Below are 15,307 nucleotides of genomic sequence, written 5' to 3'. Positions count from 1 at the left end.
GACTGCGGGCGTTTTTTGTTTCTTAGAAGCTGTTTGAGTTATTAAAAACGGTCATGCTGAGCGCAGTCGAAGCATCTCTCCCGCTTCGTTTGAGCAGTGCAACGAAGCGGGAGAGATGCTTCGACTGCGCTCAGCATGACCGTTTCAGAATTTTCTTTCTAACTCGAACAGCTTCTTAGCCAGACCAAAAAGTGTTGTTGTGCAGAACGTCATTCCTCGGCTGCGCTCGGAATGACGTTCTGCTTTCCACCGACCGTTGATGTTTCTCTTAGCACTCCATGTCCGCCACGCCTACTCATAACCTTATACTGCCTGGGCCAGCACTGGATTTTTACCTGAGCCAGGGCTACTACCGGATGCATCAGGACTTATTCACCTGCCGCTTCCTGCCCATCGACGAAGGCCTGTACACCGTGCATTGGCTGCGCCTGGTGCTGGCCGATGTGCACTACGGCCCCGAGCAACGCCGGCTGTTGCGCCTCAGCAAACGATTTGCGGTGGAGTTCCGGCCTTTCCACCTGACCCAGGAGCTGGAAGAGCTGTACGCGGCCTACCTCAGTTCCATCACCTTCGATGCGCCGCCCAGCGTGGAGTCGTTTCTACTGGCCGGGGCCGAGCATAACGCCTTTCGCACTACCGTAATCGAAGTGCGGGATGGGAGCCGGCTGGTTGCGGCCGGTATTTTCGACAGCGGGGCGCGCAGCCTGGCCGGGATTATGAACTTCTACCATCCCGACTACCGCAAGCACAGCCTGGGCAAATACCTGATGCTGCTCAAAATAGAGCATGCCCGACGCCAGCAGCACCGCTACTATTACCCCGGCTATGTGGTGCACAACTATCCCAAATTCGACTACAAGCTATTCCCCTGCCCGGCCGCAACGGAAGCCTTCGACTGCCGCAGCGGCCGGTGGCTTCCGTTTTCCTGGGCCGATGTAGCGCGGCAATCGGCTGAGCTGCTGGCCGATTGGCAGGCGGAGGACCTGGAAGAGGAAACTGGGGAGTGAATGGGCTGCTGCGCAAAAACAGGATTCCTGCTTATCTTTGCGCACGTTCTGAGCACGTTGCGTATTTGCTTTCAAAAAAGCCACTCGCCCAAACGAGCGGCTTTTCTTTTATCCAGCTCTCCTTGCATGCTCTTTCTCGCAATTTCCGGTAGTCTGCGCTCTGCTTCCACCAACTCGGTAGTGGTGCGCAGCTTGGCGGCCCTGACGCCGGGCGGCGCACAAACGACCGTGTACGAAGGACTAAACGACTTGCCTCACTTCAATCCGGACCTCGATGGCCCGCAGGTAGCCGAAGCGGTGCTGGCTTTCCGGGCTGCTCTGCAGCAGTGCTCGGCGGTGCTGATTTCCAGTCCGGAGTATGCGCATGGAGTGCCGGGCGTGCTCAAAAATGCGCTGGACTGGGTGGTGAGCAGCGGCGAGTTGGCCGGCAAGCCTGTTGCGCTGTTCAATACTTCACCCCGGGCTACGCACGCCCAGGCGTCGCTGATCGAGATTTTAACGACCATGGGGGCCGAGGTGCTACCAGCCGCGTCGCCGACCTTGCCCATAGCCGGGCGCGGCCTCACCGAAACGGCTATCGGGTCGGATGCCGCGCTGGCCGAGCCGTTGCGGGCCGCATTGGCCCTGGTCTACCAGCGCACTCAGGCCACTGCAGCAGCGACTTCCTAACCCACCGGCACTCTATCCTCTTTCCCGCTGTTCATCCGGACAGTGCTTAGCTTTCAACCCCCGCTGCCATGTTTCAGCAAGAAGAATACGATGTCATTGTAGTAGGAGCCGGCCACGCCGGGTGCGAAGCCGCCGCCGCCGCCGCCAACCTGGGCTCTAAGGTGCTGCTGGTGACCATGAACATGAACACCATTGCCCAGATGTCGTGCAATCCGGCCATGGGCGGGGTGGCCAAGGGCCAGATCGTGCGCGAGGTAGACGCGCTGGGCGGCCAGAGCGGCATCATCACCGACAAGACGATGATTCAGTTTCGGATGCTGAACCGCTCGAAAGGCCCCGCCATGTGGAGCCCCCGGGCGCAAAGTGACCGGATGCGCTTCGCCGAGGAATGGCGCATGACGCTGGAGCAAACCCCGAACGTGGATTTCTGGCAGGAAGCCGTGACGGGCATCGTGGTGGAAAACGATACGGTGGTGGGCGTCACGACCCAGCTCGGCATCGAGTTTCGGGGTAAGTCGGTGGTGCTGACCAATGGTACTTTCCTCAACGGCCTGATTCATATCGGCGAGAAGAACTTCGGCGGCGGCCGCGCGGCGGAGAAGAAAAGCACCGGTATCACGGAGCAGCTGCTGGCGCTGGGCTTCGAAACGGGCCGCATGAAAACCGGTACTCCGCCCCGCGTGGACGGCCGCAGCCTCGACTATTCCAAAATGGAAGAGCAGGCCGGCGACGAAATGCCGAGCAAGTTCAGCTACCTCGACACGCCCGCGCTGGTGAAGCAGCGGCCGTGCTACATCACCTACACTAACCCCGAAGTCCACGAAATCCTTAAGGAGGGCTTCGAGAAGTCGCCGATGTTCCAGGGCCGTATCAAGGGCCTGGGGCCGCGCTATTGCCCGAGTGTGGAAGACAAAATCAACCGCTTTGCCGACAAGGACCGCCACCAGATTTTTGTGGAGCCCGAGGGCAGCAGCACCGTGGAAATGTACATCAACGGCTTCAGCTCCTCGCTGCCCGAAGACGTGCAGTACCGCGCCCTGCGCAAAATCGTGGGCTTCGAAAACGCGAAGATGTTCCGCCCCGGCTACGCCATCGAATACGACTTCTTCCCGCCCACCCAGCTGGGCCTGACGCTGGAAACCAAGCGGGTGAAAAACCTGTATTTCGCCGGCCAGATCAACGGCACCACGGGCTACGAGGAAGCCGCTTGCCAGGGCCTGATGGCTGGTATCAATGCCCACAACAAGGTGCATGGCAAAGAGCCGTTCATTCTGAAGCGGAGCGAAGCCTACATCGGCGTGCTCATTGATGACCTGGTGAATAAAGGCACCGACGAGCCCTACCGCATGTTCACCTCGCGCGCCGAGTACCGCATTCTGCTGCGCCAGGACAATGCCGACCTGCGCCTCACGCCGCTGGGCCACGCCCTGGGCCTGGCCTCGGAGGGGCGCATGACGCGGGTGCAGCGCAAGCAGCAGGAAACAGCCGAAGTGGTGGAGCTGCTGAAGTCTTTCGCCATCGAGCCCGCCGAAATCAACGGCCTGCTGGAAGAGCTCGGCACGGCTACCATTCACGAGCGGACCCGCGCCGTGAACCTGCTGCGCCGCCCCAATGTGGAGCTGGAGCACCTCACGCGTACCCTACCCGCCCTGACGCTGGCCCTGGGCCAGTACCAGCCCGACAGCCTCGAACAGGCTATTATTACTATCAAGTACGAGTCCTACATCGAGAAGGAAAACCAGCAGGCCGCCCGCGTAGCCGAGCTGGAGAACTTCGTGATTCAGGGCCGCCTCGACTACCAGCAGATGCCGGCTCTTTCGCACGAAGCCCGCGAGAAGCTGCTGAAGGTGCAGCCCGAAACCATTGGGCAAGCGGCCCGCATCAGTGGCGTCTCGCCGGCCGATATTTCGGTGCTGATGGTGTACCTTGGCCGATAATTGAGACGTGGGAACTCAGAATTCAGAAGTTAAGGACGGAAAAGCAGTTGCTGCTCCCTCCGGCTTCTGAGCTCTGAGTTCTCACTTCTTACTTCTAAATTCAAAAAAGCGTGTCTTACGAACGTCTGGATAATTGCCCGGTCTGCGGCAAAAGCGAGTTTCGCAACAAGCTGGTCGTAGAAGACAAGTCCGTCAGCAAGGAAAGCTTTGCCATCGTGCAGTGTCAGAATTGCACCTTTCAGTTTACCAACCCGCGCCCCGACGTCGAGGCCATCGGGCGCTACTACGAGTCCGACGACTACGTGTCGCACAACAGCACGGCTACCGGCGTTATCAACCAAGCCTATAAAGTTGCGCGGTTTTTCACCATGCGCCGCAAGGTGGCGTTGGTCAACAAGCTGGCACCGCGCAAAGGCAAAATCCTGGATTACGGCTGCGGCACCGGGCATTTTCTGACGGCCTGCCGCTCCGATAACTGGCAAGTGGCGGGCGTAGAGCCTAATGCCCGCGCCCGGCAGGAGGCGACGGAGCGCGTGGGCCAGCCCATCGGCAACGAGAGTTTGGTGACGTTCGCAACGGGCTCCTTCGATGCCATTACGCTTTGGCACGTACTCGAACACGTGCATACGCTGAACGAAACGCTGCAACAGCTCGTGCGTCTGCTGAAGCCCGACGGCGTGCTCATCATCGCCGTGCCCAACGTGGACAGCCTCGACGCCCAGCACTACCGCCAGGACTGGGCTGCCTACGACGTGCCGCGGCATTTGTATCATTTCAGCCCCAAAACCATGAAGCTGCTGCTCAAAAAGCACAAGCTCACGGTGCCCGAAACCCTGCCGCTGCCCCTGGATGCCTACTACGTGAGCATGCTCAGCGAGAAGCACCGGGCCGAGCGGGGCGGCGGATTGCTGAACGTGCTCAAAGCGGGCTACAAGTCCAATAAGTACGCCGAAGAACACGAAGGACTCTATTCGAGCGTTATTTACGTGGCGCACAAGCGCTGAGCTATGCGTGCCGGGCTGCTCCTGCTCACCATTGGGTTGCTACTGCCCGGCTTCGGCGCTACGGCCGCCGATAGGGGAGGGGAGGCGGCGGGCTTCCGGCCCCTCCTGAACGCTTCGGCCCACACGCTACACCGGCCGGCCTTCGTTATGCTGCCCGATACCACTAAACCGATACTCCGGCCCGATTCGGTGGTTGCGGCACCGGCGCTGGCCTGGCAGCCCACCGTAGACGACGCCGACAAGCCCACGCGCAAAACCAGCCTGCGTATAGCCGTTGCCATTGCTGTTCTCACCGTCACCACGCTTCTCCTGTATAATGTCCGTTCGCGCTAACCTGCTTTTTTTGCTGACCGCCGGGGCTGTTTTCAGTGGCTGCGCTTCCGTAAGCTCGCCCGAAGGCGGCCCACGCGACACGACGCCGCCGAAGCTCACCGGTACGTCGCCGGTGCAGGGCGCGCGCAACGTGCGGCAGCAGGTAATCCGGCTGGAGTTCTCGGAAGCGGTGCAGGTGAAAGACCTGGTGAAGAACCTGATTGTAGCTCCCGTGCTGGGCGATGACGACAAGTACAAGGTGAAAGAGGAGCGCGACGCCATTTCGCTCATCTTCGAAAAGCCTTTTCAGGCCAATACCACCTACACCTTCAACTTCCGCGAGGCCGTAACGGACATCACCGAAAACCTGCCCGCTCAGAATGTCGCCGTCACCTTCAGCACGGGGGCCCAGCTCGACTCGGGTTCCGTACGCGGCACGGTTACGAGCCTGCTCAGCGGGGAGCCGGCCGCCGAGGTATCAGTGGTGCTCTATCCGGCGGCCGATACACTCACCATCCGGCGGGGCAAGCCCTACTACCTGGCCCGCGCCGACAAGGCCGGGGCATTTTTCCTGAAGAGTCTGAAAGTAGGCCGCTACCGCCTATTTGCCCTGGCCGACAAAAACCAGAGCGGCCGCTACGAAGAAGGCGAGCAGATCGGCTACCTGCCCGAGCCCATTACGGTGCGGCCCGGCCTCGACTCGCTGCGGCTCGTGCTGGTGCGGCCCGATGCCCGCCGGCCTATTATTTCCAGCCAGCAGAGTGCACCCACACAGTTCAAAATTTCCTTCAACGAAGGACTACGCCAGGCCACGCTGGCGGCCCTGGGTGCGCCGCCTGTCACCGCTAGTGCGCCCAATGCGCTCAACGAAGCCGTGCTGCTCGGCGACCGGGGCCGCAGCGTCACGCTTTTCCGCACGCCGGCGCTGGCAGAAGGCCGCTACGTGCTGGCCGCCACCGACAGCCTCGGCAACACCGGCCGCGACACTATCAACGTGAAATTCCCGGGCACCATCACCGGCACTGCGCGGCGGGCGGCACTGTATTCGGTAGAAGGAAACCCTCGGGACGTGTACCGCCAGGGCCAGGTCAAATTTCTGTTTGCCGAGCCCCTGCGGCCGTTTACCAAGCAGCCCATTGGTACGCTGCTGGAAGACTCGACTACCCGCAAGCCGATTCGGGTGCCTCAGGAAGCGACGCTGAGCCCCGACCGGACCCAGCTGACCATCACCCTGAACACGAAAGCGAAGAAGACGGTCAGCATCCTGCTCGATTCAACGGCTGTGACTACCATCACCGGGCAGCGGCTGGGGCTGCGGGCCCTCCAGCTGCCGGTTAGCGAACAGTCGGCGGTGGGCAGCGTGGCCGGGGTGGTGCAAACCCGCTACACCCGCTACCAGGTGCAGCTGCTCAATGCCACAAGTCAGGTAGTCGCCTTTCTGGAAAGCCCTAAAAATACCTTCCGCTTCGATAACCTGACCCCGGGCAACTACCGCCTGCGGGTCCTCATCGACGCCGATGCCGACGGCACCTGGCGCGGCGGCGACCCCAAGCTCATTGTTCCCGCCGAGCCCGTGTATCTGGCTCCCGCTCCGATTCAAGTGCGGGCCAACTGGGAAGTAGAAGACCTAAAGCTGGTATTCTAACCTTCGTGGTTTCCTCACAAGCCCCGGGCTCCGGCTGCTACGTGCAGCCGGAGCCCGGGGCTTTTACTGTAGAGCGGGGTCTTGTGCTGGCAGCTCTACCCAAGCTGTGGTCGGCTTTCCGGTAAACACATTGCCGCAACAGACAACTAAGCGAACAGCTCCAGTGCGTAAGACCGCGTCTAGTTGCCGCTTCCGGCACCCCAAAATAAGGGTTCCTCTCATCGGGCGGAGCTCGGTCGGCATTTCGGGCTTTTTCCTTGCTTAGCAGCACCGGTTTGGCCGGGCTCAGCAGCTATCCACATGGGGGGCTTTCAGGATCAGGCAGCTACGGGCTTTCCACATTTTTTTCCACAGCTGCACTGGTCAGGTCGGTAAACCTGGGGTAACCTGTGGATAATGCCAGGGAAACCTGGGGATAACCCGTGGACAAGTTGCGGACAAGTTTATTTGCCCACGCTGACGCCAGCACAGGGGCGCTTGTCCACACCGGCGTGGTGGATAAGGGTGGATAACTTCCCACCAAAAACACCCTAATCCACACTGGCCAAACCCTGTGGATTGTGGATTCGTGGATAACCTCGTGGATTGTGAATAATTCTTGTAAGCTATTACAATACATGCTTTTACTATCCACACACCCTGTTGATAGACGGTGTATAAGCGTTGTGTTTTGCACAAGTTATCAGCCCTGTGTATAACTATATTTTCTTATCCACTTATGCACACCCCCAACGAGTGGGGACAAAGAGAAATCTTTTAAAAATTTAATTCAAAAGTTATTAACCCTGTGGATAAGCTCGGGTGGTTTCCAAAAAGGAAAAACCAGTTGAGGAAGAATGGTCTTTCGCCACAGCCCGCTGGCCTGGCCTTCGTCGGGTAAACCCAGGGGCGGCGAGGTGAATAGGAACTGTTCGGCTGTACTCTTCTAGGCTGTGTGGACAGGAAGAAAAAAGAACGTCCTGTCGAGCAACACGAGACATCTCGCGTGCTGCCGTAGGAGTAGTCATCCAACGACCACACGCGAGATTCTTCGTTCGCTGCTTGATGCGCAGAATGCTCAGCATGACGTTCAACATGCATTCAGGCCTGCTTTTTCGATTACTTTCTACATGCCCTAGGAAGCCGGCGCGGCTATAAGCCAGCAGATTAAGTGAATAAGAATTTGATGATCAGGTTATTATAAACATTGGTTATCCACTTTTCCACAGGATGGGAAGTGGAAAAGTGGATAAGCTGGTCTGACCCCCCGATTTAGCCGTATGTAGATTTTCAAGCTGCTCGCTCATGCCGTTCGACTACGACCTGGACTTCAAGATCACCGACTTTCGCCGGCACCCCGAGCTATACCGCGTGGGCAAGGGCGAGCAGGGCGTGCTATTGGTAGAGCCCTATAAGTCGGAGATTTTGCCGCACTGGCGCTTCCGCACGCCGGAGGTGGCCCAGGAGTCGTCGGAGCAGATATACCGGCTGTTTCTGGACTATCTGCGGGCTGAAGATTTTGTGGGGGCCGATATGGCCCGCAAGTTCATCCAGATGGGCTTCACCCGGGCGCGGCGCTACGCCAACCACCGCGGCGGCAAGAAGTACGACGGCCCGGTGCCCGCCGATAAGAAGGGCCAGAGTGGAGCTCACGGCCGGGCCGAGCTGCCCCGCACCCCCGAAGACCCGGAAAAGGCGGCCGCTGCGGCCATCTTCAAGGCCAAATGGGACGAGGCCAAGCGCCACCCCGACTACGTGCGGCAGCGGGCCGAATTTGAGGCCCGCTACGGCAAGTGAGTCGTGAATACCTACCTTTAAAGCTGGAATTCAACAGCACCGAGTTCACACACCCAACCACCGAACAGAACCAGCTATGCAAACGTCACAACCACAACCCACCAGCACCGAGGAAAACGAAATCATTCTGGGAACCGGCATGGGGCCGCTGAAATTCGGCGCTACCCAGGACGAAGTACGGGCCCTGATGGGAGAGCCGGAAGAAATTGAGGAATCGGAAGACGACGATGAGTTTGAGCACCAGGCCTGGAATTATCTGGAGGAAGGCTACTCGCTGTACTTCGACCGCGAAGACGACTACCGCCTGAGCTGCATCGAAACCGACCACCCTGCCCTGCGCATTTTCGGCCAGCCTATTCATGGCAAAAGCGTGCAGGAAATTCAGGACATCATGCGCCAGAATGGTCTCGAGTCGACGGAGGTAGAGCACATGGACACGGGCGAAACCCGGCTGTCTTATGAGAAGGAGATGATTGATCTTTACTTTGATGAAGACCAGCTCCAGTTTGTTAATTTCGGCGTCTTCATCAGCGAAGACCTGGAAGTGCAATGGCCTTCGTAACCACGGAGTTATCCACAAAACAACGGAAATTGCCTGTGGATAAGTTGATAACTATCTAATAGCCCGAAGTTTTAGTGGATAAATACGGGGCGTTTGGTAAATACCAGTAGCAGCTAACGCCCTTACGAAAACTTCCCGCAACAAAAAAGCCGACCTATACCAGGTCGGCTTTTTTGTATCATTCCAGGAAGGATCGACTTACATGAGTGCTCTGAACAGCAGAAATAAGCTGCCCGACAAGAACATTGTGACGGGGAGAGTAAGTACCCAGGCCAGGGCAATATTGCGTACCATCTGGGGGTTCAGGTTCTTAATGCCGCGGTTGGCCACCATCGAGCCCGCAATGGCCGACGACAATACGTGGGTGGTGCTGCTGGGCAAACCGTAGGCGGTAGAAATGCCAATCATGGTGGCCGCTACCAGCTCCGACGATGCGCCTTGGGCGTAGGTCAGATGCTCTTTGCCGATACGCTCGCCAATGGTTGTTACGATGCGCTGCCAGCCGATCATCGTGCCCAAGCCCAAGGATACTGCCACGATAAGCAAGACCCAGGAGGGAGCATAATCGGTGAAGGAGCGCATGTTGGTAATGGCGCGGTCGTAAGTGGCACGGTCGGCAGTGCTCAGGCTTACTTTGTCGCTGCCGAGTAGTTTCTTGGCGCGGTTAGCCGTCAGCAGAATGCCTTTCCGAATCTGGAAGCGGGCGTCCTGGGGCAGCTCCTGCAGGCTGGTTTTGCCGGCGAATATGGCGTCGAGGCCGTCGGTCTGGGCTTTGATTTCGATCAGCGCCTTCTGGTCGGCCGGGCTTAGCTCGGCAGGGTTCACCCGGCTCATCACCTGCTCAATCTTGAGCAGGGAGTCGCGCATATCCAGCGGGTTCTTGGAGTTGTCGAGGGCAAAGAAGGTGGGCACGATGCCGATGAGGATGAGCATAATCAGCCCCACTCCTTTCTGGCCATCGTTGGAGCCGTGAAAGAAGCTCACCAGCGTGCAGGTCGCAATCAGGATGAGCCGGATCCAGACCGGTGGGGGCTTGCGCTTGTGGGGCTCTTTGAAGATGGTTTTGTTGGCCACAAAGCGCTTCAGCAGAAACATCATGACGATGGTGAGCGAGAAGCCGAACAGCGGGCCGATGAGTAGGGCCAGGCCGGTTTCGCCGGCTTTGCTCCAGTTGACGGCCGCGTCGGGGGCGTCGGGCAGAAAGCTGAAGGCAATGCCCACCCCGAGAATGGAGCCAATCAGGGCGTGGGAGGAAGAGGACGGTAGTCCGTAGTACCACGTGCCCACGTTCCAGATGATGGCCCCGATGATAAGCGCGCCCACCATGGCAATGCCGTGGTACACGTTTTGGTCAACGAGGCTTTCGACGGGCAGCAGGTACACGATGCCCATAGCCACCCCGATGCCACCGACAAACACGCCGATGAAATTCCAGAAGGCCGACCAGACGACGGCTACCCAGGGCCGCAGGGCGTTGGTATAGATTACGGTAGCCACGGCGTTGGCCGTATCGTGGAAGCCGTTGACGAATTCGAAGGCGCAAGCTGCTAACAGACAGGCTAGTAGCAGTAGCAGCACATGAGGCTCTAAGCCAAACATAAAAGGGGGATTAATGAGAAATCGGTTTTCATGCGTTCAAAGGTAGATGCACCTTTAGGCGGGGCAAGATTATGAAATTGTTACGCCAAAGTGACATATCACCCTGTTGCTTGCGCTTAACGCAGGAACCGATTGGGGGTTGGCACTGGCCTCAATCGATTGAGCTTGAACCCCTCAGAATAACCGCCGGGCAGTTGCTGCTGCGTTTGCGTGACCTACATTCTGCGTGGGCTCCCACGCTTTCTGCTACTTTTGCCCCCTCTACTAGTACTGAGTTCCCGAATTTATGAGCAACGCCCCACAGAAGACTGCCGCCACGGCCGAAGGCACCCTGGCCGACATTGTGTCGCACGCCAAGGAATATGGTTTCGTGTTTCCCTCGTCCGAAATTTACGACGGTCTGGCCGCCGTGTATGACTACGGCCCGATGGGCGTGGAGCTGAAAAATAACCTTAAGCAGCTCTGGTGGCGCGCCATGACCCAGCTCAACCAGAACGTAGTGGGCATCGACGCGGCCATTTTCATGCACCCGCTCACCTGGAAAGCCTCCGGCCACATCGACGGCTTTTCGGACCCCATGATTGACAACCTCGACAGCAAGAAGCGCTACCGCGCCGACGTGTTGCTCGAAGACAAAGCCGCCGAGTACGAGAAGAGCGGCGAGCTGGCCCGGGCCGAAACCCTGCTGGCCGAGATGGGCCGCCTGCTCACCGCCGAAGACCTGGCCGGCGTGAAGCAGCTTATCATCGACGAGAAAATCACCTGCCCCGTCAGCAAGACCGGCAACTGGACCGACGTGCGCCAGTTCAACCTGATGTTCTCGACCCAGATCGGGGCCGTGGCTGGTGATTCGAGCCAGATTTATCTGCGCCCCGAAACGGCGCAGGGCATCTTCGTCAACTTTCTGAACGTGCAGAAGTCGGCGCGGCAGAAGGTGCCGTTCGGCATTGCCCAGATCGGCAAGGCCTTCCGCAACGAGATTGTGGCGCGCCAGTTCATCTTCCGGATGCGGGAGTTCGAGCAGATGGAAATGCAGTTTTTCGTGCGCCCCGGCACCGAGGGCGAGTGGTACACGCAGTGGAAAGAGACGCGCCGCCGCTGGCACGAGGCCCTGGGGTTGCCCGCCGACAAGCTCCGTTTCCACGACCACGAGAAGCTGGCCCACTACGCCAAAGCCGCCGTGGATATCGAGTACGAATTCCCCTTCGGCTTCAAAGAAATCGAGGGCATCCACTCCCGCTCCGACTTCGATTTGACCCAGCACCAGACGCTGAGCCGCAAAAAGCAGAACTACTTCGACAACGACCTCAACCCCGAAACCGGCAAGCCCTACGGCAACTACGTGCCCTACGTGGTGGAAACCTCGGTGGGTGCCGACCGGCTGTTCCTGGCCACGCTCTGCCAGGCGTTTCAGGAAGAAACCATCGTGGAGGGCGAAGGGGAGGAGCAGAAAACCAAAACCCGCAAGCTGCTGCGCCTGCACCCGGCCGTGGCCCCGGTGAAAGCCGCCATTTTCCCGCTGGTGAAAAAGGATGGCCTGCCCGAGAAGGCCAACGAAATCTACAACAGCCTGCGCCACGACTTCCGCCTGGTAGTCGAGGAAAAGGACTCTATCGGCACGCGCTACACCCGCCAGGACCTCATCGGCACGCCCTTCTGCATCGCCGTCGACCACCAGACGCTGGAGGACAACACCGTGACGGTGCGCCACCGCGACTCGCGCGAGCAGACCCGCATGCCGATTTCGGAGCTGCGCGCCTACATCGGCGAGGCCGTGAGCTTCACGCGCATTTTCGAGCAGCTGTAGGCTCTTTTTCGGCTGGCGTCCTTGATCTGCCGGCCACCGTGCGAAGCAGAGTGAAGGACCTTCCTCCCCTTAGTGGCGCGTCTTATCCAATGTTCAAAGCCCTTTACCGTCGTGTAAGGGGCTTTGTGCGTTGAAAGGCCTTTGCTGGGGCAGGTGAGGAAGGTGCTTCGCAAGCTCAGGATGACAGACGTATTTTGGCGTACGTATCACTGCTGGCGTCCTCACCATTCTACCAGCAAGCCATTCCTTACCTTTGCTAAATTTTAGCGGCCTATGTGGAGTAAACTCGCCTTATTTACGATTAAGAATCGGCGGATTCTGGTGCTCCTCCTGGCCGTTATTACCGTGTTCATGGGCTGGCACGCCCGGAAGGTCGAAATGACCTACGATTTTGCCCAGGTCGTGAGTCCGGATGACCCGGACATGGTGTATTTCCAGCAGTTCAAGCGCACCTTCGGCGAAGACGGCAACGTATTCGTGCTGGGATTGCAGGACAGCAGCGTGTACAAGCTGGGCAACTTCAACGAGCTGCGCAGCCTGACCGACACGCTGGGCCAGGTGGAGGGCGTGAGCGGCGTGCTGTCGGTGACCAAGCTCATCAAGCTCGAAAAGGACACCGCCAACCAGAGTTTCAAGGCCAGCCCCATCTTCCGGCAGTTTCCCCAGACCCAGGCCGAGCTGGACTCGCTGATGCGTATCGTGAACCGGCAGGAGTTCTACAAGGGGCAGCTGATTTCGCCCACCACCGGAGCCACGCTGCTGGCTTTGACTATGGACCCCAGGTTCCTGAACTCCTCCCGGCGCGAGGGCGTGATGAAGGAGATTCTGGGCCACGCCGAGCGGTTTCAGCAGAAAACCGGCATCCGGATGCACTACGCCGGCCTGCCCTACGTGCGCTCCACGATGACGACCAAGGTGGCCGCCGAAATGAAGCTGTTCGTGGCCCTGACCGTGGCCATGATGGCCGTGACCCTATTCATGTTCTTCCGCACCTGGTCGGCGGTGGTGTTTCCGCTGCTCATCGTGCTCATCGTGGTGACGTGGTGCATCGGCTCCATGGTGCTGCTGGGCTACAAAATCAACCTGCTCACGGGCCTGATACCGAGCATTATCATCGTTATCGGCATTCCCAACTGCACCTACCTGCTTTCCCGCTACCACTACGACTACCGTAAATCGGGCAATCAGGTGCTGGCCATGACGCGGGTAATCAGCAAGATCGGGCTGGTGACGCTGATGAACAACACCACCACGGCCATCGGCTTCGTGGTGTTCTGCTTCACCAACATTGCCATTCTCTACCAGTTCGGGCTGGTGGCCACGGTCAATATCTTCGTGGCCTTCATTGTCTCGTTCATTCTGATTCCCATCGTCTTCACCATCCTGCCGCCGCCCACGCCCAGGCAGCTGGAACACCTCGAAGCCGCCCCGTTGACCAAGCTGCTGGAGTTTTTCGAGCACCTCGTGCTCGAGCGCCGGGGCACGGTGTACCTGGTAGCCGCGGCGCTGGTGGTGCTGTCGGTGGGGGGGATTCTGAAAGTGAAGTCGGTGTCGTACATGGTCGACGACCTGCCCAAGGACAGCTCGGTGAATGCCGACCTGAAGTTCTTCGAGCAGCACTTCAACGGGGTGATGCCCCTGGAAATCGTGGTGGATACGGGCACCAAGCGCGGCATCATGAAGCTCAAGAACCTGGAGAAGATTGACCGGTTCGAGAAGTACCTGCGCACCCAGCCGGTGCTCACCACGCCCGTCAGCATCGTCACGTTCCTGAAGGCGTCGACCCAGGCGTTCTACAACGACAACCCCGAGTACTACCGCCTGCCCGACAACTCCGAGAAGAACTTCATTCTGAGCTACCTGGCCCACTCCCAGGGCAAGGGCGGCGGCATGGACAGCAAGCTGATCCGCTCCTTCACCGACTCCACGGCCCAGCGGGCCCGCATCTCCCTGAAGATTGCCGACATCGGCTCCCGCAACCTCGACACGCTGCTCACCAACCAGATTCAGCCGCAAATCCAGCAGATTTTCAACGGCACGGGCATGAGCGTGAAGCTCACCGGCACCACCATTCTGTTCACCAAGGGCAACGAGTACCTCATCAACAGCCTCAAGGAAAGCCTGCTCATCGCCTTCGGGCTGGTGGGGCTGGTGGTTCTGATTCTGTTCCGCAGCATCCGGGCCGTGTTCTTCACCCTGCTGCCCAATCTGGTCACGCTGGTGCTTACCGGCGGGCTGATGGGCTACTTCGGCATTCCGCTCAAGCCCAGCACGGCGCTCATTTTCAGCATTGCCCTGGGCATCGACGGCGACAACAGCATTCATCTGCTGGCCAAGTTCCGCCAGGAAATGGCCGCCAACGGCCACCGGGTGCGGGCCGCCATCAGCACCACGCTCAGCGAAGCCGGCACCAGCATGATTTACACCAGCATCGTGCTGTTTCTGGGCTTTTCGGTGTTTGCCTTCTCCGAATTCGGGGGCACCAAGGCCCTGGGTTTGCTCATGTCGGCCTCGCTGCTCATCACCAACTTCTCCAACCTGATTCTACTGCCTTCCCTGCTCGTTACCTTCGAGCACGGCAAGGACGAGGACATCGATAAATCCTTCGTCCAGCACTTCGACGACACCTACCAGGAAGAGGACGACGACGTGGACATCAATCTGCGCCGCATCCCGCTGCAGAAAAAGCTGGATTCGTAGCCCCCTCTCCGACGCCTCACCCCCTGGCCCCCTCTCCGGAAAAGGAGAGGGGGAACTAGCTCTAAAAATAAACTCTACCTCTACCTCTATAGCATTGCCTCTAGCTCTAGTCCCCCTCTCCTTTTTCGGAGAGGGGCTAGGGGGTGAGGCGACTAGAGGCTAAGCTTGACTTTAGCCCTACGCGGCCCATGCCAGGGCCTCTTGCCAGATGTGGAGTTGGTGGCGCGGGATTTTGAGCAGGACGGTGTCCTTGGGCGAGTTGTCAAAAAGCGTTTCGGCCCATAAATAG

11 protein-coding genes are annotated in these 15,307 nt (G+C 59.0%); 10 read left to right on the top strand and 1 reads right to left on the bottom strand.

The genetic code is table 11. The features are described from left to right. The first annotated feature begins 278 nt into the window (after positions 1-278). The 8 genes from E5J99_RS15940 (at position 279) to E5J99_RS15905 (ending at position 8,912) form a co-directional block, all read left to right on the top strand. Positions 279-1,007, top strand: a complete 729-nt coding sequence (locus E5J99_RS15940; RefSeq protein WP_135498812.1) for a GNAT family N-acetyltransferase — start codon at positions 279-281, stop codon at positions 1,005-1,007. A gap of 126 nt (positions 1,008-1,133) precedes the next feature. Continuing rightward, on the top strand, positions 1,134-1,676 hold the full coding sequence (locus E5J99_RS15935) for an NADPH-dependent FMN reductase (protein ID WP_135498811.1): 543 nt from the start codon (positions 1,134-1,136) through the stop codon (positions 1,674-1,676). Positions 1,677-1,744: 68 nt separating this feature from the next. Beyond that, positions 1,745-3,613: a tRNA uridine-5-carboxymethylaminomethyl(34) synthesis enzyme MnmG gene (gene mnmG / locus E5J99_RS15930; RefSeq protein ID WP_135498810.1), complete on the top strand. Its 1,869-nt coding sequence runs from the start codon at positions 1,745-1,747 to the stop codon at positions 3,611-3,613. Positions 3,614-3,723: 110 nt separating this feature from the next. After that, positions 3,724-4,617, top strand: a complete 894-nt coding sequence (locus tag E5J99_RS15925; RefSeq protein ID WP_135498809.1) for a class I SAM-dependent methyltransferase — start codon at positions 3,724-3,726, stop codon at positions 4,615-4,617. A gap of 3 nt (positions 4,618-4,620) precedes the next feature. Then, positions 4,621-4,950 carry a hypothetical protein gene (locus E5J99_RS15920; RefSeq protein ID WP_135498808.1) on the top strand — a complete coding sequence of 110 codons (330 nt, stop codon included), beginning with the start codon at positions 4,621-4,623 and terminating at the stop codon, positions 4,948-4,950. Next, the gene (locus tag E5J99_RS15915; protein WP_135498807.1) at positions 4,934-6,574 is read left to right on the top strand and encodes an Ig-like domain-containing domain; all 1,641 of its coding nucleotides are present in this window, start codon (positions 4,934-4,936) and stop codon (positions 6,572-6,574) included. Before E5J99_RS15920 ends, E5J99_RS15915 begins: the two co-directional genes overlap by 17 nt. A gap of 1,284 nt (positions 6,575-7,858) precedes the next feature. After that, on the top strand, positions 7,859-8,350 hold the full coding sequence (locus tag E5J99_RS15910; RefSeq protein WP_135498806.1) for a DUF4385 domain-containing protein: 492 nt from the start codon (positions 7,859-7,861) through the stop codon (positions 8,348-8,350). A 76-nt stretch (positions 8,351-8,426) separates the two neighbouring features. After that, positions 8,427-8,912: a hypothetical protein gene (locus tag E5J99_RS15905; RefSeq protein WP_135498805.1), complete on the top strand. Its 486-nt coding sequence runs from the start codon at positions 8,427-8,429 to the stop codon at positions 8,910-8,912. 198 nt (positions 8,913-9,110) lie between these two features. Here the strand turns inward: E5J99_RS15905 and E5J99_RS15900 are convergent, their stop codons facing one another. Next, positions 9,111-10,511 (bottom strand): inorganic phosphate transporter, encoded by a 1,401-nt coding sequence (locus E5J99_RS15900; protein ID WP_135498804.1) that lies wholly within the window; start codon positions 10,509-10,511, stop codon positions 9,111-9,113. Between the two features lie 286 nt (positions 10,512-10,797). Here E5J99_RS15900 and E5J99_RS15895 point away from each other — a divergent pair, with 286 nt between their 5' ends. Both E5J99_RS15895 and E5J99_RS15890 read left to right on the top strand, forming a co-directional pair. Further along, positions 10,798-12,318 (top strand): glycine--tRNA ligase, encoded by a 1,521-nt coding sequence (locus tag E5J99_RS15895; protein WP_135498803.1) that lies wholly within the window; start codon positions 10,798-10,800, stop codon positions 12,316-12,318. 273 nt (positions 12,319-12,591) lie between these two features. Further along, a complete protein-coding gene (locus tag E5J99_RS15890; protein WP_135498802.1) occupies positions 12,592-15,018 on the top strand; it encodes an efflux RND transporter permease subunit in 2,427 nt (808 codons plus the stop codon). Positions 15,019-15,307: the final 289 nt, after the last annotated feature.

It is taken from the genome of Hymenobacter elongatus (assembly GCF_004745955.1).
GTDB lineage: Bacteria > Bacteroidota > Bacteroidia > Cytophagales > Hymenobacteraceae > Hymenobacter > Hymenobacter elongatus.
The sequence above is the reverse complement of the archived record's forward strand: the minus strand, read 5'-3'. Positions and strand labels throughout refer to the sequence as shown.